We start from the raw sequence: 26,163 nt of genomic DNA, 5'->3' as shown, positions 1-26,163 counted from the left end.
TTTTCATTATTGCTCCGTGAAAAAGATACTGTTCGTCATAATGCCATTAATTCCAGTTCAATACAAAAAAATTAAAAACTACATAAAAAGTTCAAATTGTATTAAATAAAAGTAAACATTCATCAATTAAAATTAAATTAACAGTAATGGATTAAAATTTATTGAAAAAACCAAATACTTTCTAATAGAAGAATTTATCATTTTCCGAAAGAAGACTCCTTCCTCAATTACATGAAGGTGTGAAATACCAGTAATAGGTGGTAGATGAATGTCGGTTAGGCGTATGCCTAAAGGCTTTTTTTGTTGCCCGTTTCATATCTCATTGATCTATTCATTATTGAGTAAGAGAAGGGCTGAGATTACAATGAATTTAAATAGAGATAATCAGTATTCTTAATATATTACAATCTTGTAGTTGTAATAAAGAGAGGTGAAAACAATGCTAGTCAAAAAAGCATATAAATTTCGTATCTATCCAACTAATGAACAGGAAACACTAATCGCAAAAACTATTGGATGTAGTCGTTTTGTATTCAATCACTTTTTAGGACAATGGAACGACACATACAAAGAAACTGGCAAAGGTTTAACGTACAATTCTTGTTCTGCTGAATTAACAAAGTTGAAACAAGCATTAGTATGGCTTAAAGAAGTTGACAGTATTGCTCTTCAATCCTCACTGAAAAACCTCGCAGATTCGTATTCACGATTCTTCAAAAAGTTGAATAACGCACCACGCTTTAAGTCTAAAGAGAATCGAGTTCAATCATATACAACAAAAGAAACAAACGGAAATATTGCCGTTGTCGGAAACAAAATAAAACTACCTAAACTTGGTCTTGTTCGCTTTGCTAAAAGTCGCGAATTACATGGTCGTGTTCTGAATGCTACCGTTAGAAGAAATCCAAGTGGAAAATACTTTGTATCCATTCTTGCAGAACTAGAAGTACAACCAATGGAGAAATCTAAATTATCGATTGGTATAGACCTAGGTATCACTGATTTTGCCATTTTTTCTGACGGTCGCAAGATTGACAATAATAAATTTACTGCCAAAATGGAAAAGAAACTAAAACGTGAACAGCGAAAACTTTCAAGACGTGCGTTACATGCTAAACAGAATGGGATTAACCTTTTAGATGCAAAAAACTATCAGAAACAAAAACGAAAAGTCGCTAGATTACACGAAAGAGTAATGAATCAACGTGATGATTTCCTTAACAAGTTGAGTACAGAAATAATCAAAAACCACGATATAATCTGTAGCGAAAACCTGAATACGAAAGGAATGTTACGTAATCACAAATTAGCCAAATCGATTTCTGATGTATCATGGTCTGCATTTGTATCTAAATTAGAATACAAAGCTACATGGTATGGTAAAACAATCATGAAAGTAAGTAAATGGTTCCCATCCACCCAAATATGTTCTGATTGTGGGCACAAAGACTGCAAGAAATCACTTGCAATCAGGGAATGGACCTGTCCTATTTGCCATCAACATCACGATCGAGATATAAATGCCAGTAAAAATATTCTAGCTGAAGGCTTACGAGCATTGGCTTTGGCATAAATAAGCAAAGAACCGTAGGAATCTACGGGGATAGCTTGGTAAATAAGAGTAACCTCTGCTGGCAAAGAAATAACACTAGCAAGTATGCTCTGTTCCCAAGAATCTCCCACTTCAAACAACCAGTAAAGGTGTTAAGTGGTGAGTAGCTCAATAAAGTGGACACGTTTAAATGCCATACGTATAATGAAAAACAATGACTGTTCTATTATGAAAGTGAGGAATAAAAAATGGTAAAAGAGAATTCGGTGGAATTTTTATTTAATTACATAGATGAATCGACAGAGTGTTTAAAAGATGATTTAGAGATATCTTATTTAGAGGCATTAATTGAAACAGGCGAAAATTTCTTTGAAGGAGAAGTTTTACAAGAAGAAATTAATGGTTCACAAAAAGATAAGCTTATGAATACAATTACTCAATTTACATCGGCATCAAAAGATAACGAGAGTATTCGTAGAGCATTTCAATTAGCAATTTTAAAAGGTATGAAGCAAGGGGTACAAACAAACCATGAAATGACTCCAGACGGTATTGCTTTTATTATTACTTATTTAGTTGGAAAACTAACTGAAGGTAAACAAAATTTAACTATTTTAGATCCGGCAATTGGTACCGGAAATCTTTTATTAACAATTTTAAATTCCTCAAAAGATAAGTTTACTGAATCTGTTGGAATAGATGTAGACGACGTTCTTGTTAGAATCGCATTTGTGATGGGTAACTTATTAGGACATGAAGTAGAACTATTTAATCAAGATAGTTTAGCACCTTTATTTGTAGACCCGGTCGATCTTGTTGTTTGTGACCTACCAATTGGTTTTTATCCGAATGCTGAACGTGCAAAAGAGTTTACTTTAAAAGCAAAAGAAGGCATGTCTTATGCTCATCATTTATTTATTGAGCAAAGTATGAACTACTTAAAATCTGGAGGATTTTTCATCTCGCTAGTTCCAAATCATTTATTTACTTCTGAGCAATCTGCCCAATTACAGAGCTATATTAATGAAACAGGTGTTATTCAAGGATTGATACAGTTGCCAGTATCTGCCTTTAAGGACGAAAGACATCAAAAAAGTATATTAATAATCCGCAAAAATGCAGAAAATATGAAGAAGCCAAAACAGGCTTTATTAGTTGATTTTCCTAAGTTAACGAATATGAAGGCAGTTGAAGATATTATGCTTCAAATGAACGAATGGTTTAAAGAAAATTTACAATAATTGAACTTTTAAACACGTAAACTAATTTGTGTTATAATAATTTCAGCTAAAAAAATATAACAGTTTCATGTTTAAAGGAGATGTAAAAACATGGCAAATATTCTTGCTATTAATGCAGGTTCATCGTCATTAAAATTTCAATTAATTGAAATGCCTAGCGAAAAAGTACTTACAATTGGTTTAGTAGAACGTATCGGTTTAAAGGATAGCGTTTTTGTAATTACTGTAAACGGGGAAAAAATTAAAGAAGTAACTGATATTGCTGATCACTCTGTTGCAGTAAAAATGCTTCTTGAAAAGCTAACAGGTTTAGGAATTATTTCTTCATTCGATGAAATTCATGGAGTTGGACATCGTGTAGTTCACGGTGGAGAACTATTTACAGATTCTGCTTTAATTACTGAAGAAGTTGAACAACAAATTGATCAACTTTCAGATTTAGCACCACTTCATAACCCAGCAAACCTAGTTGGTATTCGTGCATTTAAAGAATTATTACCAAATGTTCCTGCAGTTGCTGTATTTGATACTGCGTTCCATCAAACAATGCCTGAAGAGTCTTACTTATATAGCTTACCTTATGAGTACTATAAGGAATTTGGTATTCGTAAATATGGATTCCACGGTACATCACATAAGTATGTAACGGAAAGAGCTGCTGAATTAATTGGTAAGCCACTTGAAGAGCTAAGACTTATTTCATGTCACTTAGGAAATGGTGCAAGTATTGCTGCAGTTGAAGGTGGAAAATCAATCGATACTTCAATGGGATTCACTCCACTTGCTGGTGTAACAATGGGAACTCGTTCAGGTAACTTAGACCCAGCTTTAATCCCATTTATTATGGAAAAAACAGGTAAAACAGCTGAAGAAGTACTTGATGTATTAAATAAACAAAGTGGTATGCTTGGTATCTCTGGATTCTCAAGTGACTTACGTGATATTGAGACTGCAGCTGAAGAAGGTAATAAACGAGCTAAAATCGCTCAAAGTGTATTCATTGAACGTATTCACAAATATTTAGGATCTTATGCTGCACGTATGAAAGGTGTAGATGCGATTATCTTCACTGCTGGTATTGGTGAAAATGGTCCAGAAATTCGTCAAGCCGTATTAGAAGGTCTTGAATTTATGGGTGTTTATTTTGACCCAAGTAAAAATAACTTTAGAGGAAAAGAAGCATTCATTAGCTTTGATCACTCTCCAGTTAAGGTTATCGTAATTCCTACTAATGAAGAAGTTGTAATCGCAAGAGATGTAGTACGAGTTGGAATGAAATAATCAATAAGTAAGCATAAACGTAGAGCATACAAAAATAGATGACCTCATATTCTTAAATTGAGTTCACTTTTTGGCTCTACGTTTTTTATATTCGAGGTGATAGTATGGATCAAATGAAAGAGTATAATTTATGGCTTGAACTTAACGATTTGATTGAAAAGAAACAACAACAGCAAAATTTAAATAAATTAGAACTTATGTATCAAAATGCTTCTAATTTTCTCCTCCAAAAAATACCTCAGAGCTATTCGAATACTTTTAATGAATTTTTTTCAACTGCTTTTTTCCACACTCAATCTTTAATACAAACAACAAAACAGTTTCAAGAAAAGAAATTAGATATACTTAATCGAGCACAAATTTTAAGAAGTGATATTAAGACAATAAGTGATTTAAGAAAGTTACCATTAAGACAATTGAATTTTTTAGCTGAGCAAGAAATATCGAAAGCATTAATAGTTTCAAGTGTTCAAGGAGGAATTAGTGGAACTAATACAAAGCTTGCTTTATTTGGTGATTTACCGGCATTGTTATTTATTAATCTTAAAACTGTACAAGAAATAGCCCTTTGTTATGGATATGATGTAAGTATTCCAAAAGAGATGGAATGTAGCTTAAAAGTATTACAAGGCGCAATCCTTCCATCGGCTGAAAAATATGTTGTTTGGAGTAATTTAATGAACGATATATTAAAGCATGAGGATTCAGACGTATTTGCAACTTGGGAAAATGAATTTAAGGGCGAAGGGATTTATTACACAGTCCTATTACAAATGTGCAAGTTATTAATGATCCATTCATTACGGAATAAGGTTTTAGGCGGTATTCCTTTATTAGGAGTTACTGTAGGGTCAAAATGGAATGAATCGTTTACAAAAAACGTATTAGAATATACAAAGAAATTTTATCAATATCGTATATTATCAGAACGGGTAAATCAGGAGCCTATAGATTAAAAAAATTAAAATTTAAAGAAGCTAACAAATTAACTGTTAGCTTCTTTTGATTGTTGAATGAGACAATATCGAAATAATGTTCCATTGTCTTATTACTCTTAGCTGATCGATTATCCGTTTGGTTGCAAACGAGTATGTGGTATGCTAAAAGAAAACCATTCAAGGAGGCAATTATGAAGCCTACATCAAGTTTTCAACTCGAACAATCCATCGGGAAGTTACGAAAAGTGATGGACGAACTTAGCAAGCAAATTAAAGAAACCTCATCCGATAAAGTTGCGAATGAAACGATCCGACTCAAAGAGGAACTGAAAACAATCGGAGAGACGCTTTTACAAATTCAAAAGCGCGAAAATGAATAAGGAAATTTATAATAGAGGTACAAAAAAAGCTAACAAATTTATTGTTAGCTTTTTAACCATGTATTTTTGTATCATTGGACATTTGTTGGTTACTTCTAAACCAAATCCAAAGATCATTAATAATAGATGCTAATTCTGCAATTTCAGAATTTAATTTACAGCTCAAAGCAAAATTGGATTCATGATTTAATTGTTCTTGTTTATGATTAATCGAAAACTCTAAACGCTTAATTAGATCAGGTATTTCACCTCGGATATATTCCCATTCCGTAAGAATCATTAGTTGTTGATCGCGAGAGTAATCTTCCCAATCCAGCTTTAGGCTTGGTAGAAAAATACCTAATCGTTCATCATATGAAAAATAATCTTGTAACATTTATTTACTCCCCCTCATGACTATATTATACATTGAAAAAAATATGTGAAACATACTGATTTTTAAATTTCTAGATTTATGAAATTAAAATTGTATGTAAATAGCCTAAAATCTAAAAATAAAAATTATTAAAATAAAAGGAAAATAATTCATAATAATAGAAAACATAGTTATCATTTAATAAAATAATCTTACTAAAATAAAGATATTCTATATAGGATAATGACATAATTTTTAAAGGATTGCTTTTTGAGTTAAGACCTATTAAAAAGATTAATTAGAATAAATCTTACAAATACATACAATTGATTGATTTATCTAGATGATTTTCACAAATAGATAAAATTATTTAGATATGAAAGGAAGAGTTTTATGAGGCATGCTGTCATTACGGCAGGATCAAAGGGGTTAGGGAAGAAAGTAACTGAAGCATTTTTAAACGAAGGTTATTCAGTAACTGTTACGTACTTTTCTGATGAACAAGCTGTCAAAGAGCGAAAAGAAGAATGGAAGGATTCTTTGGACCGTGTTCTTTTTGTAAAAGGTGATATTTGCGATAAACTATTTATTAATGAGATTGTCTCAAAAACGATGGAGAAATTCGGTAGGGTTGATTGTCTTATCAATAATGCGGGCCCATATTTATTTAACCGTAAAAAACTGGCTGACTACACTGATGAAGAGTGGGAATACTTGATGTATGGAAATTTGCACAGCGTGTTTTATCTTTTAAAGCAAATTATTCCAATTATGAGAAAGCAGAAATATGGACGTATTATAAATTATGGATTTCAAGGTGCCAATTCAGCTTCAGGGTGGATTTATCGTTCTGCATTTAGTGCAGCTAAAGTAGGGCTAGTTTCATTAACTAAAACAATTGCCTATGAGGAAGCTGAAAACGGAATAACATCTAATATGATTTGTCCAGGGGATATTTTTGGTGATATGAAAGAAGCAAATCAAAATGAAGCAAGTAAAGTAGGGAAAGGTCTTGCGCCAGTTGGAAGATCTGGAACTGGAGAAGATATAGCAAGAATGGTGCAATTTTTATGTAAAGAAGAGTCTGATTTTATAACAGGTGATATATTTGAAGTCACTGGTGGCTTAGATGTCATTAATAAATACAGACATATTCCATTATCATGAGAATTGATGGGACAATTCTATTTTTAAAGCATAATTTATAGTAAAAAAGAGTCTGAATTAATAATTATTAAACGAAATTAAGCGTTTTCATTTTCTGCTTTATTGTTTTGTGTTAATATAAAAATGTATTAATTTTTACTAAATAGAACTCATCCTAAGAGGCACGAATTAAATATATTTCAGGGGGAAATAACATGCGTATTGGGGTACCAAAAGAAATAAAAAATAACGAAAACCGTGTAGCAATGACACCAGCTGGAGTAATGAACTTAGTTGGACATGGCCATTCTGTTTACATTGAAACAAGTGCTGGTCTTGGTTCAGGATTTACTGATGAAGAATACGTAAAAGCTGGCGCTACAATTGTTGAAACAGCTGAAGAGGCTTGGAATAATGAAATGGTTATGAAAGTTAAAGAACCAATTCCAAGTGAATATGGATATTTCCGTGAAGGATTAATTTTATTCACATACTTACACTTAGCTCCAGAGCCTGAGTTAACTAAGGCTTTAATTGATAATAAAGTAGTAGGAATTGCTTACGAAACTGTACAAGTTGGCAATACATTACCGTTATTAACTCCAATGAGTGAAGTAGCAGGACGTATGTCAGCTCAAATCGGTGCTCAGTTCCTTGAGAAAAATAAAGGCGGAAAAGGTATTTTATTAGGTGGGGTACCAGGAGTACGTCGTGGAAAGGTTACAATCATTGGTGGAGGTGTAGCAGGAACAAATGCTGCTAAAGTAGCTGTTGGTCTTGGTGCTCACGTAACGATGATTGATTTAAATCCAGATCGTTTACGTCAATTAGATGATATTTTTGGTCATCAAATTACGACTTTGATGTCAAACCCTTACAATATTGCTGAAGCGGTTAAAGAATCTGATCTTGTAATCGGTGCAGTATTAATACCAGGTGCAAAAGCACCAAAACTTGTTACAAAAGAAATGATCGAATCTATGGAATCAGGTTCAGTTGTAGTTGATATTGCAATTGACCAAGGTGGTATTTTCGAAACAACAGATCGTATTACGACTCATGATTTCCCAACATATGAGAAGCATGGAGTAGTACACTACGCTGTAGCAAACATGCCTGGTGCAGTACCACGTACTTCTACTATGGCATTAACAAATGTTACTGTACCTTATGCAGTTCAAATTGCAAACAAAGGTTATCAAAAAGCTTGCTTAGAAAACACTGCATTATTCAAAGGTATTAATACGCTTGATGGATACGTAACATACGAAGCAGTAGCAGAAGCTCACGGATTAGAATACAAAGAAGCAACTACTTTATTACAAGGTACATCTGTTTCTACAAACTAATATATTAATAAAAATCCCTTTATCCATATAGGTAAAGGGATTTTTTATATTATTTTTAGGTTCAGATAACATTTTCTTTATATTTATAGTAAAATTAAATTGTTATTTCCAAATTATGTAAAAAGGGGTGAGTATATTGGAATTTATTTTTATACTTATTATTCTGTTCGCAGGTGTTTTTGGGTTTAACTGGCTAATGGGTTATCGTAACCAAAATATTACATTAGATTTAGATGAGCGTTATATAGATCTAAAAGAATATGCGAAGGCTGTGAAGGCTGAGCTAGAAAGCCAAGGTAAAACAGTTGAATACAGAGGGAATAGACTTTTTATAATAAATGGTAAACAATATCATCTAATTGAACGAAATGTATCAATGGGTGGGGTTCCATTGCAACATACGATCCTTCAAAAACTTTAAAAAAGAATCCCTATCTTCATCTGAAGAAAGGGATTCTTTTCTTTATTCCTGATTCAAATTATATTCTTCTTTCAAAATGCTATATTGATACATATCACGATGAGCGCCTTTAAAAAACTCATGCTTACGCAATATACCATCTAAATGGAAGCCTAATTTTGTAAGGAAATTTTGTGAAGCGATATTAAATTCGTATACTTCACCATATATTTTTATGAGTTTTAATTCATTGAAAGCATAATTTAGTAGATAATTTAATGCAAATGAACCAAGTCCTTGATTTTGCATTGATCGATCACCTATTACGATTCCAAAAGCGGCATGATTATTCTCTTGATCAAGATTTCCTAATTCGATTCTTCCAACACAAATACCGTTGTATTCGATTGTGAACAAATGAAGATTAGGTTTAAGTCCGCCAAAGTATTTTTCATAGCCTCGTACCATTTCATCTAAAGAACGTGGATTTTCTATTCCTACAAGTTTCCCAATCTCATCATCACATTCCCATTTATGCATAATAGGGATATCTGAGGGAAGTACTTGTCGAATATTTATTAATTCGTCTTGATTCATATTATAGAATGATTAATTCTTTAGGGAACTTCGTTAGTGTCATTGCACCAGTTTCTGTAATAACGATATCATCTTCAATTCGAACTCCACCAACATTTGGAACATAGATTCCTGGTTCAATTGTATATGACATACCAGTTTTAATAATACCAGTATTTGAATCATTTACTGATGGGTAATCGTGGATACCAATACCTAAACCATGACCAATACGGTGAACGAAATATTCGCCATATCCAGCGTCTGTGATGATTTGACGAGCAGCGCGATCAACATTTCCTAATACTTCGCCTGGTTTACTTACTTCGATTGCAGCAAGTTGACCTTTTAAAACGGTTTCATAAATTTCTCGTTGTTGCTCATTTGGTTGACCAAACATTACTGTACGAGTAATATCTGAACAATATCCATCAACGATAAAACCTAAGTCCATAAGTACGAAATCGCCTTTTTTAATTGGGTTTGTACCTGGATTTCCATGTGGTAAAGCTGAATTTGCACCAGTTAAAATTAAAGTACTAAATGAAGTTTTAGAAATACCTTTTTTCTTCATTTCGTATTCCATTTCAGCAATTAAATCCATTTCTGTTTTGCCTTCAGCAATACGATCAACAATAATTTGGCAAGCCATGTCAGCCGCTTCTGCAGCAACTTGCATACGACGAATTTCTTCACTATCTTTAATTAATCGTAAGTCATGTAATTTTTCCTCAGCTGCAAGGAATTGCACTCCAGGGAAAAGTTGTACTAATCTTTCATAGCGGCCAACAAGAAGATGTTCTTTTTCGATCGCCATACGATTTACTGTAATATTACGTTTTGCTAATGATTCTTGTATCATTGCCCAAGGATCTTGGCTATCATTAAAGCCTATTACGTCATATTTCCAACCAGCATTTTGTACATGTCCAACTTCCATTTGTGGACAAACAAGAATAGGCTCTTCATTTGGAAATACAAGACAAGCTAAAAGACGCTCATGAGGATTACAATGGAAATTAGTTAAATAAAATACGTTCTCAGTAGATGTAATAAATCCAAGTTGAATATCTTGCTCTTTTAACCAAGTTGATAGTTTTTGTATACGGTGTTCCATTTGTAACATCCTTTCTTAAAAACAAATTACTGCAATAAACAAAAAAAGTCTTTACAGTTTATAACACTCTTATTTTATCATTTTTTATCGAATTTCGTAAAATAGTTAACTTATTTCTTATTTTTGTAATAGAAAATAATCTGTTAAAATGTGGTAGAGACGAATTTTAAAATAAAGGAGCGAATTCATTTGAAAATTACATATTTTGGGCACAGTGTTATTTTAGTAGAACATGGTCATGATTCAATTATTATTGACCCGTTTATTAACGGCAATCCACATACTAATGTGAAAGTAGAAAATATTAAAGTGAATTATATTTATGTAACACATGGTCATGGTGATCATTTAGGTGACACAGTTGAACTAGCAAAACGAAATGATGCAACTGTTATCGCTCCTGTGGAATTAGCAACTTGGATCTCGTGGCAAGGTGTCAAAGTCGTCCCTATGCATATTGGTGGAGAAAAAGAGTTCTCATTTGGTAAATTAAAATTAGTAGAAGCAATCCATGGTTCAAGTATTGTTGATGAAGAAAATAAACAAATAATTAATGTAGGACCACCATCAGGCGTTTTATTAAAAATAGCAGGTAAAACAATATTTCATGCTGGTGATACTGCATTATACAGAGGTATGAAAACTTTAGGTGAATATGAAAATATTGATATAGCATATTTACCAATTGGTAATCATTTTACAATGGGAATCAATGATGCAGTAATTGCTTCAGAATGGATTAATGCAAAGCAAGTAATTCCGATGCATTATAATACATTTCCACCAATCCAAGTAGACCCAAATGAATTCCTTGAAAAATTGCCAAAGAAAAATGGTTTCATTCATGAGCCAAATACGACAATTTCGGTATTGTAATATAGGCCACAGAAGAAAATATTAGTACAGTATTAGAAGCACGTTGAAACGTGCTTTTTTTCATGGTATGAATTGTTATATAATAGTTAATAAAAATATTAATACAACCATTGAAAGCTTGGTGAGGTAATTGACTACAAAGCACGATCAAATACTAGAACATATTGAACAACTACCGGTAGGTCATAAAATATCAGTAAGACAAATTGCAAAAGATTTAAGTGTAAGTGAAGGTACTGCATATAGAGCAATTAAAGATGCAGAAAACAAAGGATTTGTAAGTACAATTGAACGTGTAGGTACGATTCGAATTGAAACGAAAAGAAAAGAAAATATTGAAAAATTAACTTTTGCCGAAGTTGTTAATATTGTTGATGGACAAGTTTTAGGTGGTAAAGAAGGATTACATAAAACACTTAATAAGTTTGTTATTGGTGCAATGCAACTTGATGCGATGATGAGATATATTAGTGCAAATAATTTATTAATCGTCGGAAACCGAGTGAAAGCGCATGAATTAGCATTAAAAGAAGGATCAGCGGTTTTAGTAACAGGTGGATTTGATACAGATGAAAGTGTAAAACGTCTTGCGGATGAAATGAAGATGCCAATTATTTCTTCTAGTTATGATACGTTCACTGTTGCAACGCTAATTAATAGAGCAATTTATGATCAGTTAATTAAGAAAGATATAGTACTAGTTGAGGATATACTCATTCCAACTGAAAAAACAGCCACACTATCTCCATCAGATGATGTTGAAAAGTGGTATGAACATAATAGAGACACTGGCCATGGAAGATATCCAGTAGTTGATGATCGAGGTAAACTAATAGGAATTGTAACTTCGAAGGATATCATACATGAACAACGTACCCAAAGAATTGATAAAGTCATGACAAGACAACCAATAAGTGTAAATGAAAAGATGTCGGTTGCGGCAGCTGCTAGAATGATGGTTTGGGAAGGCATAGAGCTACTACCGGTTGTAAATACATCAAATAACTTAATCGGTATTATAAGTCGTCAAGATGTACTTGAAGCACTACAGCAATTACAACGTCAACCTCAGGTTGGAGAAACAATTGATGATATCGTTACTAGTCAATTTCATAATAATAAAGATCAAAAAAATGATGAATTTACAATTAGATGTAACGTAACTCCACAAATGACGAATGTAATTGGTACCCTGTCACATGGCGTATTTACGACGATTGTAACCGAGGCAGGTAAACGAGCAGTTCGTGATATGAAAAAAGGGGACTTAATCGTAGAAAATATTACAATTTACTTCGTACAGCCAGTTCAAATTGATGATGTAATTGAAATTAAACCAAAAGTTTTAGAATTAGGTCGTAAGTTTGGAAAAGTTGACGTTGAAGTATTTCAGCAAGGAATATTAGTTGGCAAAGCATTAATGATGATGCAGTTATTAGATCGATGAGAAATGGAAGCCCTATTTGGGCTTCCATTATTTTTTTAGTTACATATAAAAAAGCAGAAAACAATTCCCTGCCTTTGAAGTTTATGAAAATATCATCCCGTATTTTTAGAAAGTAGTTTATTAACTCGATTAACAAATTCATTATTTTCGTTTCTAGTATCAAAATCTTTTGCTAAGTCATATACAATTTTCTCTAATTTCTCTAAATCATAAATAAATTCATCTTCATTTATTTTCAATTTTTCCGCCATAAACAAAGCTGCTAGCCAAAACTCGAATTTATATGATAGATTCGAAAGATTGTCACATAAATCAACATGTTTATAGAACATTTCAATTGCTCTGTCAGGATCACAAAAAGTTAAAAAAATCATTTGCTCACTTAATTCAGGAATGTACTTTGTGCGATTATACGTTACAAAATAAGCTTTTTGTTGGATGATTATTGCTTCTTCTATTTTGCTTTCTTCTAATAAAGGTAGAAGTAATTTTGAGTAGGATTTGTGAATCGCTTCGTCACAATCAACTGTGCTATTCATTATTTTATTTTGTAAATTTAATGCATCTTGAAGATGATCAGTTTTTAATAAATAAATCATTTCACTATACATTTCACATTTTTCACAATTACTTAAATGATCTCTTGGAGATTTTTTAAATAGTTGATAGTTTTGTTTGGCGTAATCAATTTTATTTAAATAAATGTTCATTATAAATAGAGCTTGAAAATAAGGTCTTAAAGAATAATTAGCAATCACTAATCGATTCTTAAAATCCTCGAAATAATGGTGAATGTCTTCTAAAGAGAATCTGAGGGACTGAGGTATTATTTCTAATAACCATTTGTACAGCCATAAAATCTGCTCTTGCTCGATACGTTCTTCGTTTTGATCATATAAATCTAAACACCATAAAAACGTATCAATAAATAAGTCTATTTCACCAATAGAAAAAGCAGTTTCTGCTAATTCCATATTGACATAATATAAATATCCCCATTCCTCTTGATTCTCTAATTCTTCTGCAAAAGTAAGTAGTTTTTGTAGTTTATTACTAGAATGTGATAATTCTACAAGTTCATCAAATTTAGATGAAAATAGTTCTTCTGTCATCATGTAAGTTTTCTCACTTTCTAGATTACTTTTAGATTAAACAGTTTGTTTATTTTCTATTGCTTTATAATGCTTATTTTGTAAGTATCCACGATATAGATTTGCCGCACCAAATAGAATGAAAAGAATCCCGACACAAATTGTTATTAATTCAAGCTTTGCAACCATTTGATTTATACCGTAAAGCAACAAGAATAAGCCAAAAGTTAATCTTGCACGCGATCCTGCAATTTTTTTTGTTAATAGTTCGCTTGTAAAGAAAAATTTGGTAACGTAAAATAAGAAGAATAGAAAAGAAATAATTACGATTGTTGCAATGCTATTCACTTAGCTTCCACCTTTCAATAACTAATACATAATTCTATTTTACAGTTATAGAAACTATATTTCAAAAGTTTTCATATAAAGGAGAGTTTAATGTTGAAGGAACAAATATTAAAAGACATCCATTCATTTGATACGATAATTATTCATCGCCATGTTCGCCCAGATCCAGATGCAATCGGTTCACAGTGCGGGTTGGCAGAGATGATTAAAGCTAGCTATCCTGCAAAAAAAGTATATGTAGTAGGATATCTACCGCAATCGCTAGAGTATTTATATAAAATGGATGAAATTGAAGATGAAGTATATAAGGATGCACTTGTCATTGTTTGCGACACTGCAAATACTGAACGAGTAGATGATGCAAGGTATACAACTGGAAAGAAATTGATTAAAATTGACCATCACCCTAACGTAGATCCATACGGTGATATTATGCATGTTGATACTACTGCCAGCTCTACAAGTGAGTTAATTTTTGAACTTGCTGAGAGTAGCAATGAACAGTTAGTCGTTACTGACCAAGCTGCAAGACTAATTTATGCAGGAATTATTGGAGATACAGGAAGATTCTTATTCCCAAGTACAACAGAAAGAACATTTCATGCAGCTAGTCAATTGATAAAAAAAGATTTTTCTATTAATGAAATTTATGACAATATGTACGAAACATTAATTGAGATGGCTCATCTAAATGGATATGTTCTTCAAAATTTTAAATTAACAGAAGAAGGAGTCGGTCATATAAACATGACAAAGGCTCTTATGGAAGAATACAATGTAAACTCTGAACAAGCCTCATTGGCTGTAAGTTCACTCGGACATATAAAAGGAGTAAAAGCTTGGGTTATCTTCTTAGAAGAAGATGATTTAATTCGAGTTCGTCTTCGTTCAAAAGGACCAGTTATAAATGGAGTAGCCGCTATGTTTAACGGTGGTGGACATCCGCTTGCATCTGGAGCGAAAGTCTTTTCATGGGAAGATGCAGAAAAAGTAGTGGAAGAATTAAAAAAGGTTTGTAGAGAAGAAAAATAAAGTTTTAAAAATAAATTTGAGAGGCTGATCAGAATTTTCAGCCTCTCATTATTTTGTACTTTTTATTTTTAGTGTAATTTCTAATACTGTATCAAAGTAGATGGTATCAATTTCAAGTTTAAATCGCCGATCATCTTTAATATAAACTTTGTTTTCGATTGCGCGTCTTAATAATTCCCGATTTTGAGAAACGCTTTTTATATCTTGAGTAAGTAAATTACTTAGGTCATCCTTTACATCACTAACAAGTTGATGATTGGTAAAATCATTTATATTGTATTGTTTGTAGTTTAATATTGTAACTTTGATTTCTTGTACTGTTAATTTTCGTTTATTTTCCTTGTTCAATCGCTCTATATTTTCAACGAATATATTTTTATTTCTTAAATATTCTCTATTGAGCATTTTTAATTCGGATATTTGTTTTACTTGCTCTTCTTCTGTCACACCATAAAAATAAATAAAGACAAGCCAACTAATAATAAACCCGAAAAAAATGCCTACAAAAAATTTTGACCAAGCGTGTGAAAGACGTTCTGGAGGAGCTTTCATTAAACATGTTCTCCTGTAAACCATTGGATAATAACTGTGCCTGTATGTGTTCCTCCCATAGCGGCTATAATCATGAAAATTTGCTTAATAAATTCGATTGTTTCTCCTTCAAATAATCCTTTTTCAAAACTATAAAATGTGTCAAATGTTCCGCCAATCGCTCCAACTATTGCCCAAATTCGTAGTTTCATCGATAAATCATACATGCTGCTCAGTGGTGGCTGTCCAATGACGTAGTAACCGATTGAACCAATGATCGATCCGCCTATTATGATTCCTAATGAAATAAAATACATTGAAATTAATGCGGGTATAAATGGCAACTTTAGCTCCAATTGTCCTCACTCCTTCAATTAATATATATGGACAAATTGTTATGTGTATGATGAGTATTAAAGTAAGTTTAAAATAATTGATTTGTTTTATTTTTCACGAACAAAAATAGAATGTAAGTTCGCATTTTGTGATAGAATAGATTATATTGATAAGATGGTAAGGAGGAGTGTAGATGAGTTTTGTTCATTTGCAAGTTCAAAGTTCTTATAGTTTATTGCAAAGCGCATGTAAAATAGATGCATTAGTTAACGCTGCTGCTAGTAAAGGACATCCTGCGCTTGCTATTGCAGATGAAAATGTCATGTACGGGGTAATTCCTTTTTATCATGCGTGTAAAAAAGCAGGGATTAAGCCAATTATAGGGGTGAAACTCTCAATTTTAATGGATGAACATCAGTCTTATCCGATGATTTTACTAGCGAAAGATTTGACTGGTTATCAAAACCTTTTAAAACTTACAAGTATTATAGGGACAAAATCACCAGAAGGAATTCCTAAAAAGTGGTTACCTTCATATAGTAGTGGCGTAATTGCAATTACTCCAGGAATTGAGGGAGAAATTGAAAACTTACTATTGAACGGAGAAATCGAAAGAGCTATTGCTCATTTAAAAGAGTATCAATCAATTTTTAATCACTTTTTTGTCAGTATCCAAGATCACAGTTTACCTGAAGATCGTTCGCTATATCCATTAATTAAGCAAGTACAAAAGGAAACAAACATAAGCTTAGTTGTTACAAATGACGTACGATATATTGAAAAAGAGGATGCACTTATCCAAGATGCATTATTTTCAGTTAAAAATGGTACTAAGTTATCGGACGAATCAAGACCAAGATTACATTCGAATGAATATTATTTTAAATCAAAAGCCGAGTTGTTGAAGTTGTTTTCTGAAGAAGAGGAAGCATTTCAAAACACGATACATATTTCAGATGTATGTAATGTAACGATTCCTTTTCATCAGCCATTATTGCCTAAGTATCCAGTACCTGAAGAATATTCAACATTGGAATATTTAAAAATGGTTTGTGAAAATGGTTTGTTTGAACGGTACGGGGAAATGAATGATGAACTTAAACAAAGATTAGAATTTGAGTTAAATACAATCAATAAGATGGGATTTAATGATTACTTCCTAATTGTTTGGGATTTTATAAAATATGCACATGAACAAGGAATATTTGTTGGACCAGGACGTGGTTCCGCCGCGGGATCTTTAGTGGCTTATGTATTAAAAATTACGAATGTAGATCCAATACATTATAATTTACTATTTGAACGTTTTTTAAATGAAGAAAGAATTACAATGCCTGATATTGATATTGACTTTCCGGATCATCGACGAGATGAAATGATTGATTATGTAGCTTCAAAATATGGTGATGTGCATGTTGCACAAATAATTACATTTGGTACATTAGGAGCAAAAGCAGCAATTCGAGATATTGCCAGGGTAATGGGGCTTACACCAACCGAAATAGATCGATATTCGAAGCTAATTCCATCATCACTAGGAATTACATTAAAAGATGTCTATGAGCAATCAAAAGCATTTAAAAGTCATGTTGAACATTCGGGTATTCATAAACGGATATTTGAGGTAGCTTGCCAAGTTGAAGGATTACCACGTCACACAAGCATACATGCGGCAGGTGTTATTATTTCTGAACTTCCGTTAACAAATGTTGTCCCGTTACAAGAAGGGAATCATGGAGTGTTTTTAACACAATATCCTGCAGAGATACTTGAAGAGCTTGGATTGGTCAAAATGGACTTCCTTGGCCTACGTAACTTAAGTCTATTGGAAGAGGTTTGCCGACTAATTTATGAAACAAAAGGTGAAGTAATTAATTTGGAAGAAATTCCGTTACAAGATCAAAAGACATTTGAGATTCTTAGTAAGGGAGATACTTCGGGTGTATTTCAGCTAGAATCATCAGGGATGAGAAGAGTACTGCAACAATTACAGCCTAATCAGTTTGAAGATATAGTAGCCGTTAACGCCTTATATCGTCCAGGACCAATGGAGCAAATCCCTAAATTTATTCAATATAAACATGGATTGGAGAATGTTACGTATCCTCATCCAGTTTTAGAAAAAATATTAAAACCAACATATGGAGTAATTATATATCAAGAGCAAATTATGCAAATTGCTTCAACTCTTTCAGGATTTACTTTAAGTGAAGCAGATTTACTTCGCAGAGCTGTAAGTAAAAAGAAGAAGGAAGTTTTAGATGAAGAAAGAATTCATTTTGTAGAAGGTGCAATACTTAAAGGTTATGATGAACAAGTTGCAAATGAAGTATACGATTTAATTGTCCAATTTGCTAACTATGGATTTAATAGGAGTCATGCTGTAGCTTATAGTATGATTGCATATCAACTTGCATATTTAAAGGCAAATTTTCCTCTTGAATTTTATGCAGCTCTATTATCGAGTTTTATAGGAAGTGAAGATAAAGTATCGAATTATATTGGTGAAGCAAAGTTAAAAGGAATCCCAATTTATCCGCCTTCAATAAATAAAAGTGATTATGCATTTGTAGTTGAAGGGCATGGAATTCGATATAGTTTATTAGCAATTAAAAATATAGGAATGGCAACTGTAAGAGAAATTCTACAAAAACGCCCATATAAAGATTTTTTTGAAGTGTGTATTAAAATATCACCAAAAGCGTTAAACCGTAAAAGTATAGAAAATTTAATTTTTTCAGGATGCTTTGATGAGTTTGAGCTCGACCGTGCAACACTATTAGCAAATATTGATATGATTTTTGATTATGTGGATATAGTAAGACCTGAAAATGAAGATCAATTTGATTTATTTCTTGATGAAGATTTTGTTCCTAAACCAGAAATTATTAAAGTGGAGCCAATGAAGATTTCAATTAAGCTTGAACTCGAAAAACAGGCTTTAGGTACTTATTTATCAGGTCATCCGATTAGTCAATATGAGAAGTTGCTTAATGAAAGTGATGCCGCGACTATTTCATCAATTATGATGAAGAAAGATACAGAGCATCTACTTTTTGTCTATATTAAGGATTTAAGGGTTACAAAAACAAAAAAACAACAGCATATGGCTTTTTTACAAGTTGAAGATTTAAGTACTTCGATCGATGGAGTCGTATTTCCGACTGCTTTTGAAAAATACCGTCATAAATTAAAAGAAAAAGAAGTAGTCGTAGTTAAAGCAAAGGTTGATGAACGGGATGAAAGAAAACAATTAATAATAAATGAAGTTCTTACAATCGAAGAAATGGAAGAAATAAACGATCAAAAGAAGTATACTTTATTTATTAAAATAACGGGACATACTAATAAAAATATTTCCTACACAATACAGCAAACGATCTCTAAGTTTAAAGGGCATGCGAAAGTTGTGCTTTACTATGAGGAAGATAAAAAAGCTGTTCAATTATCTGAACACTATTATGTGAATCCTTCTATGAATTGTCTTTCGATGTTAAGAAATATTGTAGGAGATGCAAATGTTGTATTAAAGAAATAGACATTCTTCTCTAAACTATTTATTATTAACATGTGATATCATACAAAAAAGAAATTTGTACCTTTTAAAGAGAAAATCACTAAGAAATATAGAGTTGAAAAAGTCAATTCGACAACATTAGGGAGAGTGAATAGTTTGTCATTATTAAGTGAAGAAGCATTACATATGCATAGAGTACACCAAGGTAAATTAGAAACAGTTTCTAAGGTGCCGGTTACGAATGCTAAAGAACTAAGTTTAGCGTACTCACCAGGTGTTGCCGAGCCGTGTAAAGAAATTTACGAAGAAAAAAGCAGAGTGTATGAATACACTATGAAAGGTAATATGGTTGGGGTAGTTTCGGATGGCTCTGCCGTTCTTGGACTAGGTAATATTGGACCAGAGGCTGCATTACCTGTAATGGAAGGTAAAGCTGCGTTATTTAAAAGCTTTGCTGGTGTTGATGCATTTCCAATCTGCTTAAATACGCAAGATGTAGAGCAAATCATTCAAACAGTAAAATTGTTAGAACCTACATTTGGTGGAATAAACTTAGAGGATATTGCAGCTCCAAACTGCTTTATAATAGAAGAGCGCTTAAAGCGTGAAACAAATATTCCAATATTCCATGATGATCAACATGGAACGGCTATCGTTACACTTGCAGGTTTAGTAAATGCTTTAAAAATAGTGAATAAAAATATGGCTGATATTAAAGTAGTTCTAAATGGTGCAGGAGCTGCTGGTATTGCTATACTAAAATTATTATATCGTTTTGGTGTTCGCCAAATTATTATGTGTGATACGAAAGGCGCGATTTACGAAGGTCGTCCAACTGGTATGAATAGCGTAAAAATTGAAGTGGCTAAATACACAAATAAAGATAAAATACAAGGTAGCCTTAAAGAAGTTCTAGAAGGTGCTGACGTATTTATTGGTGTTTCTGTAAAAGGGGCAGTAACTCAAGAAATGGTTCGTTCAATGAACGAAAATCCAATTATTTTTGCAATGGCTAATCCTGATCCAGAAATTATGCCTGAAGATGCAAAAGAAGCTGGGGCATTAGTAATTGGTACTGGTCGAAGTGATTATCCTAACCAAGTAAATAACGTTCTTGCATTCCCTGGAATTTTCCGTGGAGCATTAGATGTTCGTGCCACACATATTAATGAAGAGATGAAAATTGCTGCGGTAAATGCAATTGCAAGCTTAGTAAGTGAAGCGGATCTATCACCAGATTTTATTATTCCAGCACCATTTGATCCTCGAGTAGCTCCAAAAGTAGCTGCTAGTGTGGCAAAAGCTGCAATGGAAACAGGGGTTGCGAGGCTGAATGTTGACCCGAAAGAAATCGAAGAAAAAACAAAAAAACTAGCTTTAATTAAATAGTTTTATTACCAGATATCAATATTAATGGGGATAGTATTACAATACTAAAATTAAGTAATGTAGTACTATCCTTTTTTATCTGATATAATACTTAGATGTGGTAAAAAAGCGCACAGATTGTTGGAAATTAAAGGAATTTCATAAAAATTGTATAATATAATTTTTAAAGAATTTCTACAAATTTCACGTTAGTAGAATGGTTGGAATGACGAAATTTAGCTGAATATTATCGACAAATGTTGACAAAAAGTGTATAACATTTATAGTATCCTATTAGTATTTAGTACTAAAAAAGTTAGGAGGAATTAGGTTGCAAATAAAAGACTTATTTTCCAAAAAGAAAAAATATGCATCTATACCTTCAGAAGTAATGAGACAAGATTTACCTGACGGTGTTATGACAAAATGTCCTAAATGTAAAAAAATTAGTATTACAAAAGAATTAATAAAAAACCTAAAAGTTTGTAATAGTTGTGGATATCACCATCAAATGACAGCATTCGAAAGAATCGAAAGCTTAATTGATGAAGATACTTTTGAAGAGTTTGATCAAAATATGATTTCTGCGAATCCTTTACACTTCCCTGATTACATAGAGAAGCTTGAAGGTGATCGTAAAAAAACAGAGCTTAACGAGGCAATTGTTACAGGAAAAGGAAAAATCGACGGAATTCCTGTTGTAATTGCGGTTATGGATGCAAGATTCCGAATGGGCAGCATGGGATCTGTTGTGGGAGAGAAAATAACTCGTGCAGTAGAGAGAGCTTCATCTGACGGTTTACCATTTATCATTTTTACTGCATCTGGCGGAGCTCGTATGCAGGAGGGTATTTTAAGTTTAATGCAAATGGCAAAAACTAGTGCTGCGCTAAAAAAGCATAGTGAGCTAGGTTATTTAGCAATTTCAATTATGACAAATCCAACTACTGGTGGAGTATCAGCTAGTTTTGCATCTTTAGGCGATTTTAATTTTGCTGAACCTGGTGCATTAATTGGTTTTGCTGGTAGACGTATTATCGAGCAAACAATCCGTGAAGAATTACCTGAGGACTTCCAAACTGCTGAATTCCTTTTAAATCATGGACAGCTTGATGCAGTTATTTCACGATTAGAATTACGTTCAAAATTATTTACAATCCTTAACTTACATCAAGGGGGTGTCTTGCAATAGTGGTTATGTTAGAATTTGAAAAACCGATTCATGAATTAAAGACAAAAATAGATGAATTAAAGGTTTATACAAGTCAACATGATGTTGATTTTTCTGAAGAAATCAGACGTTTAGAAGAACGTTTAAAAACCTTAGAAAATGAAATATACGGTAACATGGGAGTTTGGGATCGTGTGCAGGTTGCTAGACATCCAGAACGACCAACTACATTAGATTATGTTAATAGATTATTTACAGATTTCTTTGAATGTCATGGTGATCGATTATTCGGTGATGATGCTGCAATCGTATCAGGTATCGCATCTTACCGTGGATTACCGGTTACTGTTGTTGGACATCAACGTGGTAAAGATACAAAAGAAAATATTAGACGTAATTTCGGTATGCCACATCCAGAAGGGTACCGAAAAGCACTTCGTTTAATGAAGCAAGCAGAGAAATTTAACAGACCGATTATTGCGTTTATCGATACAAAAGGTGCATATCCTGGTAAAGCAGCTGAAGAGCGTGGGCAAAGTGAAGCAATTGCCCGAAATATTTTTGAAATGGCAGGCTTAAAAGTACCTACTATTTGTATTGTAATTGGCGAAGGTGGTAGTGGTGGAGCGTTAGCATTAGGAATTGGTAATAAGTTACTGATGTTAGAGAACTCTACTTACTCTGTTATTTCACCAGAAGGTGCAGCAGCATTATTATGGAAAGATGCTTCACAAGCACGTAGAGCAGCTGAAACAATGAAAATTACAGCTCCAGACTTATTAGAATTAGGTGTAGTTGACCAAATTATTCCTGAAGTAAAAGGTGGAGCACAAAATGATGTTGAACAACAAGCTAAGTATATCGATAAGTATTTATACGAAACATTGAAGTCACTTTTAACTATGGATAAAGAAGAGCTAGTTCAACAACGATATGAAAAACACGCAAAGTTAGGAAAAATTTCTTTTAACCAATAATATTTAGTTTAACTTCTAGAGTGTGTGAAACAATATGTTAGCATGCTCTTTTTGTATTTTTTTTAGAAATTAGTAAAAAATAGCAATATGCATAAAGACTGTCGTCATACTTTTAAAAGTGTTTCATTCATTAAAAAAAGTTTATGAAAAAGTTCACATTATTTCTATTGTTTAAATATGTATTACATGGTACTTTATTTAAATGAATAAATGCATAAGGTAAAATTATTGAGGTGAATACATAATGAAAAGAATTGGCGTATTAACTAGTGGAGGAGACTCTCCAGGAATGAACGCTGCAGTACGTGCAGTTGTAAGAAAAGCGATTTTCCATGGCCTAGAAGTATATGGTGTATACCAAGGTTATTCTGGTCTTATTAATGGAAATATCGAAAAGCTGGAATTAGGTTCTGTTGGTGATATTATTCATCGTGGAGGGACTAAACTACTTAGCGCACGTTGTCCAGAATTTAAAACGTTAGAAGGACAAATGAAAGGGATTGAACAACTTAAAAAGTTTGGAATTGAAGGATTAGTTGTTATTGGTGGAGATGGATCATATCAGGGTGCAAAAAAGCTGACTGAACATGGTTATCCTTGCGTTGGTGTTCCTGGTACAATTGATAATGATATTCCAGGTACAGATTTTACAATTGGATTCGATACAGCATTAAATACTGTTATTGATGCGATTGATAAAATTCGTGATACAGCAACATCACATGAGCGTACATATGTAATTGAAGTAATGGGTCGTAATGCAGGTGATATTGCATTATGGGCAGGATTAGCTGATGGAGCAGAAACGATTTTAATACCTGAATGTGACTATGATATGGATGATATTATTAGTAAATTAAACCGTGGTAGTGAGCGTGGTAAAAAACATAGTATCATTGTAGTTGCAGAAGGTGTCGGAAGCGCAATTGAGATTGGAAAAGTAATACAAGATCGAACTAACTTTGACACGCGTGTAACAGTTTTAGGTCATGTTCAACGTGGTGGTTCACCAAGTGCTGCGGATCGAGTTCTAGCAAGTCGTTTAGGAGCGAGAGCGGTAGAGCTACTTATGGAGGGCAAAGGTGGACGTTGTGTTGGAATCCAAAATAATAAGTTAGTTGACCATGATATTATCGAAGCGTTATCTACAAAGCATGAATTAGATCGAGATATGTATCAATTATCTCAAGAACTTTCAATTTAATTAGGTAGATTTAATTGAGCAATCGATTTCATAAATTTCGTAATAGTTTTGAGTTTTATATAAATTTGGAGGGTAAAAAATGCGTAAAACAAAAATAGTTTGTACGATTGGTCCTGCTAGTGAATCGGTAGAAAAGTTAGTAGAGTTAATTAATGCAGGAATGAACGTAGCACGTTTAAACTTCTCGCATGGTTCTCATGAAGAGCATGCTGCAAGAATTAAAAGTATTCGCGAGGCTTCAGAAAAAACTGGTAAAACTGTAGCGATTCTTTTAGATACAAAAGGTCCTGAAATTCGTACTTTAGATTTTGAAGGTGGCCAAGCAGAATTAAAAACTGGAAATGAAGTTATTATTACTACTGAACCAGTAGTGGGTACAGCAGAAAAGTTTGCCGTATCTTACGAAGGATTAATAGACGACGTACATGTTGGATCTAAAATTCTAATCGATGATGGATTAATAGGTTTAGAAGTAATTGGTATTGAAGGAAATGATATTCGTACTAAAATTTTAAACAGCGGTTTAGTAAAAAATAAAAAAGGTGTAAACGTACCAAATGTACGTGTGAATTTACCTGGTATTACAGAAAAAGATATAAGTGATATCGAGTTTGGTATTGAGCAAAATGTTGATTTTATTGCTGCATCTTTCGTTCGTAAAGCTTCTGACGTTTTAGAAATTCGTGAGCTTTTAGGTAAACATGGAGCTGAGTATATTCAAATTATACCGAAAATCGAAAACCAAGAAGGAATCGATAATATAGATGAAATTCTTGAAGTTTCAGATGGTTTAATGGTTGCACGTGGTGATATGGGCGTAGAAATTCCACCAGAAGAGGTACCAATCGTTCAAAAATTATTAATTAAAAAATGTAATAATTTAGGTAAGCCAGTCATTACGGCTACTCAAATGTTAGATTCAATGCAACGAAATCCTCGACCTACACGAGCAGAGGCAAGTGACGTTGCAAATGCCATCCTTGATGGAACTGATGCAATTATGTTATCAGGAGAAACTGCTGCAGGTTCATATCCAATCGAATCTGTTTCAATGATGAACTCAATTGCGCTTCGAATTGAAAAAAGCTTACAATACGAAGAATTATTTAAAAAGCGTCAAAGAGAAAATAAAGGAACAATTACAGATGCAATTGGTCAATCGGTTGCAGCAACAGCTTTAAACTTAAAAGTAGCTGCAATTATTGCTCCTACAGAGAGTGGACATACTGCGAAAATGATTTCAAAATATCGTCCAAAAGCTCCAATTTTAGCTATTACATCTGATATTCGTATATGTCGTCGCTTAACTTTAGTTTGGGGAGTTCAAACTGAATATAGAGAAAGAGCAAACTCAACTGATGAAATGTTACAACATGCTATGGAAGCGGCTCAAGACGCTAAATTTGTTTCAAATGGTGATACTGTCATCATTACTGCTGGATTACCAATTGGTGAAACAGGTATGACAAATATGATGAAAATTCATGTAGTTGGTGATGTGATCGCTCAAGGTCAAGGTATTGGTCGCAAAACTGCTGCAGGGAAAGTTGTCATTGCAAAAACAGGTGAAGAAGCTGTTTCGAAAGTTACACCAGGAAGTATTCTAGTAACAAATAGTACGGATAGAGACATGATGCCAGCGATTGAAAGAGCAGCAGCTATTATTACTGAAGAAGGTGGATTAACTAGCCATGCTGCAGTAGTAGGTGTTAGCTTAGGAATTCCAGTAATTGTTGGAGTTGAAAATGCAACAAACATCTTAGTAAATGGTCAAGCAGTTACAGTAGATGCTTCTAGAGGAATAGTTAGTACAGGACATAAAAGCATATTTTAAGATATAATAAAGAGAAGGACAAAGTTTCCTTCTCTTTATTTTTTGACATATTAGATCATTAAAGATATTTTAATTTTAAGCAAGAGGTGAAACTAT

24 protein-coding genes are annotated in these 26,163 nt (G+C 33.0%); 17 read left to right on the top strand and 7 right to left on the bottom strand.

Features of this window, described 5'->3' with window-relative positions; all coding sequences use genetic code 11:
- Positions 1–439: 439 nt before the first annotated feature.
- The 5 genes from tnpB to B6K90_RS14240 all read left to right on the top strand — a co-directional run bounded on the left by tnpB (position 440) and on the right by B6K90_RS14240 (position 5,392).
- The gene (gene tnpB / locus B6K90_RS14260; RefSeq protein ID WP_088013457.1) at positions 440–1,573 is read left to right on the top strand and encodes an IS200/IS605 family element RNA-guided endonuclease TnpB; all 1,134 of its coding nucleotides are present in this window, start codon (positions 440–442) and stop codon (positions 1,571–1,573) included.
- Positions 1,574–1,800: 227 nt separating this feature from the next.
- Positions 1,801–2,793: a class I SAM-dependent methyltransferase gene (locus B6K90_RS14255; RefSeq protein ID WP_088013456.1), complete on the top strand. Its 993-nt coding sequence runs from the start codon at positions 1,801–1,803 to the stop codon at positions 2,791–2,793.
- 90 nt (positions 2,794–2,883) lie between these two features.
- Positions 2,884–4,074, top strand: a complete 1,191-nt coding sequence (locus B6K90_RS14250; protein ID WP_088013455.1) for an acetate kinase — start codon at positions 2,884–2,886, stop codon at positions 4,072–4,074.
- Positions 4,075–4,178: 104 nt separating this feature from the next.
- Positions 4,179–5,030, top strand: a complete 852-nt coding sequence (locus tag B6K90_RS14245; protein ID WP_088013454.1) for an EcsC family protein — start codon at positions 4,179–4,181, stop codon at positions 5,028–5,030.
- 173 nt (positions 5,031–5,203) lie between these two features.
- Positions 5,204–5,392: a hypothetical protein gene (locus tag B6K90_RS14240; RefSeq protein ID WP_088013453.1), complete on the top strand. Its 189-nt coding sequence runs from the start codon at positions 5,204–5,206 to the stop codon at positions 5,390–5,392.
- 52 nt (positions 5,393–5,444) lie between these two features.
- On the opposite strand, the gene B6K90_RS14235 is transcribed toward B6K90_RS14240, so the two are convergent.
- On the bottom strand, positions 5,445–5,768 hold the full coding sequence (locus B6K90_RS14235; protein WP_088013452.1) for a hypothetical protein: 324 nt from the start codon (positions 5,766–5,768) through the stop codon (positions 5,445–5,447).
- A gap of 372 nt (positions 5,769–6,140) precedes the next feature.
- On the opposite strand from B6K90_RS14235, the gene B6K90_RS14230 reads away from it, so the two are divergent.
- From B6K90_RS14230 to B6K90_RS14220, 3 genes are all read left to right on the top strand, one after another.
- Positions 6,141–6,914 carry an SDR family oxidoreductase gene (locus tag B6K90_RS14230; protein WP_088013451.1) on the top strand — a complete coding sequence of 258 codons (774 nt, stop codon included), beginning with the start codon at positions 6,141–6,143 and terminating at the stop codon, positions 6,912–6,914.
- Positions 6,915–7,108: 194 nt separating this feature from the next.
- Complete coding sequence (gene ald / locus B6K90_RS14225; RefSeq protein ID WP_088013450.1) at positions 7,109–8,242, top strand: alanine dehydrogenase; 1,134 nt, start codon at positions 7,109–7,111, stop codon at positions 8,240–8,242.
- A 136-nt stretch (positions 8,243–8,378) separates the two neighbouring features.
- Positions 8,379–8,663: a hypothetical protein gene (locus B6K90_RS14220; protein ID WP_235821806.1), complete on the top strand. Its 285-nt coding sequence runs from the start codon at positions 8,379–8,381 to the stop codon at positions 8,661–8,663.
- Between the two features lie 42 nt (positions 8,664–8,705).
- Here the strand turns inward: B6K90_RS14220 and B6K90_RS14215 are convergent, their stop codons facing one another.
- Both B6K90_RS14215 and B6K90_RS14210 read right to left on the bottom strand, forming a co-directional pair.
- Complete coding sequence (locus B6K90_RS14215) at positions 8,706–9,239, bottom strand: GNAT family N-acetyltransferase (RefSeq protein WP_088013449.1); 534 nt, start codon at positions 9,237–9,239, stop codon at positions 8,706–8,708.
- Between the two features lies 1 nt (position 9,240).
- Positions 9,241–10,335: a M24 family metallopeptidase gene (locus tag B6K90_RS14210; protein ID WP_088013448.1), complete on the bottom strand. Its 1,095-nt coding sequence runs from the start codon at positions 10,333–10,335 to the stop codon at positions 9,241–9,243.
- Positions 10,336–10,524: 189 nt separating this feature from the next.
- On the opposite strand from B6K90_RS14210, the gene B6K90_RS14205 reads away from it, so the two are divergent.
- Both B6K90_RS14205 and B6K90_RS14200 read left to right on the top strand, forming a co-directional pair.
- Positions 10,525–11,211, top strand: a complete 687-nt coding sequence (locus B6K90_RS14205) for a metal-dependent hydrolase (RefSeq protein ID WP_088013447.1) — start codon at positions 10,525–10,527, stop codon at positions 11,209–11,211.
- A 130-nt stretch (positions 11,212–11,341) separates the two neighbouring features.
- Positions 11,342–12,658, top strand: coding sequence for a DRTGG domain-containing protein (locus B6K90_RS14200; protein WP_088013446.1), 1,317 nt, complete (start codon positions 11,342–11,344; stop codon positions 12,656–12,658).
- 92 nt (positions 12,659–12,750) lie between these two features.
- On the opposite strand, the gene B6K90_RS14195 is transcribed toward B6K90_RS14200, so the two are convergent.
- Complete coding sequence (locus B6K90_RS14195; RefSeq protein WP_088013445.1) at positions 12,751–13,773, bottom strand: hypothetical protein; 1,023 nt, start codon at positions 13,771–13,773, stop codon at positions 12,751–12,753.
- A 33-nt stretch (positions 13,774–13,806) separates the two neighbouring features.
- Complete coding sequence (locus B6K90_RS14190) at positions 13,807–14,097, bottom strand: YtpI family protein (RefSeq protein ID WP_088013444.1); 291 nt, start codon at positions 14,095–14,097, stop codon at positions 13,807–13,809.
- Between the two features lie 93 nt (positions 14,098–14,190).
- Here B6K90_RS14190 and B6K90_RS14185 point away from each other — a divergent pair, with 93 nt between their 5' ends.
- Positions 14,191–15,129, top strand: a complete 939-nt coding sequence (locus B6K90_RS14185) for a DHH family phosphoesterase (RefSeq protein WP_212667539.1) — start codon at positions 14,191–14,193, stop codon at positions 15,127–15,129.
- A 48-nt stretch (positions 15,130–15,177) separates the two neighbouring features.
- On the opposite strand, the gene ytrI is transcribed toward B6K90_RS14185, so the two are convergent.
- Complete coding sequence (gene ytrI / locus B6K90_RS14180; RefSeq protein WP_088013442.1) at positions 15,178–15,681, bottom strand: sporulation membrane protein YtrI; 504 nt, start codon at positions 15,679–15,681, stop codon at positions 15,178–15,180.
- On the bottom strand, positions 15,681–15,977 hold the full coding sequence (locus B6K90_RS14175; RefSeq protein WP_088013622.1) for a YtrH family sporulation protein: 297 nt from the start codon (positions 15,975–15,977) through the stop codon (positions 15,681–15,683). Before B6K90_RS14175 ends, ytrI begins: the two co-directional genes overlap by 1 nt.
- A 212-nt stretch (positions 15,978–16,189) precedes the next feature.
- Between B6K90_RS14175 and dnaE the strand changes: the two genes are divergently transcribed.
- The 6 genes from dnaE (at position 16,190) to pyk (ending at position 26,067) form a co-directional block, all read left to right on the top strand.
- Positions 16,190–19,534, top strand: coding sequence for a DNA polymerase III subunit alpha (dnaE, locus tag B6K90_RS14170; protein WP_088013441.1), 3,345 nt, complete (start codon positions 16,190–16,192; stop codon positions 19,532–19,534).
- Between the two features lie 135 nt (positions 19,535–19,669).
- Positions 19,670–20,902 (top strand): NAD(P)-dependent malic enzyme, encoded by a 1,233-nt coding sequence (locus B6K90_RS14165; protein ID WP_088013440.1) that lies wholly within the window; start codon positions 19,670–19,672, stop codon positions 20,900–20,902.
- Positions 20,903–21,272: 370 nt separating this feature from the next.
- Positions 21,273–22,073: an acetyl-CoA carboxylase, carboxyltransferase subunit beta gene (gene accD / locus B6K90_RS14160; protein WP_088013621.1), complete on the top strand. Its 801-nt coding sequence runs from the start codon at positions 21,273–21,275 to the stop codon at positions 22,071–22,073.
- The gene (gene accA / locus B6K90_RS14155; RefSeq protein WP_407920525.1) at positions 22,073–23,029 is read left to right on the top strand and encodes an acetyl-CoA carboxylase carboxyl transferase subunit alpha; all 957 of its coding nucleotides are present in this window, start codon (positions 22,073–22,075) and stop codon (positions 23,027–23,029) included. Before accD ends, accA begins: the two co-directional genes overlap by 1 nt.
- Positions 23,030–23,273: 244 nt before the next feature.
- Positions 23,274–24,233: a 6-phosphofructokinase gene (gene pfkA / locus B6K90_RS14150; RefSeq protein ID WP_088013438.1), complete on the top strand. Its 960-nt coding sequence runs from the start codon at positions 23,274–23,276 to the stop codon at positions 24,231–24,233.
- A 79-nt stretch (positions 24,234–24,312) separates the two neighbouring features.
- On the top strand, positions 24,313–26,067 hold the full coding sequence (pyk, locus tag B6K90_RS14145) for a pyruvate kinase (protein ID WP_088013437.1): 1,755 nt from the start codon (positions 24,313–24,315) through the stop codon (positions 26,065–26,067).
- Positions 26,068–26,163 lie beyond the last annotated feature (96 nt).

Source organism: Gottfriedia acidiceleris (genome assembly GCF_002128425.1).
Lineage (GTDB): Bacteria > Bacillota > Bacilli > Bacillales > Bacillaceae_G > Gottfriedia > Gottfriedia acidiceleris.
The sequence above is the reverse complement of the archived record's forward strand: the minus strand, read 5'-3'. Positions and strand labels throughout refer to the sequence as shown.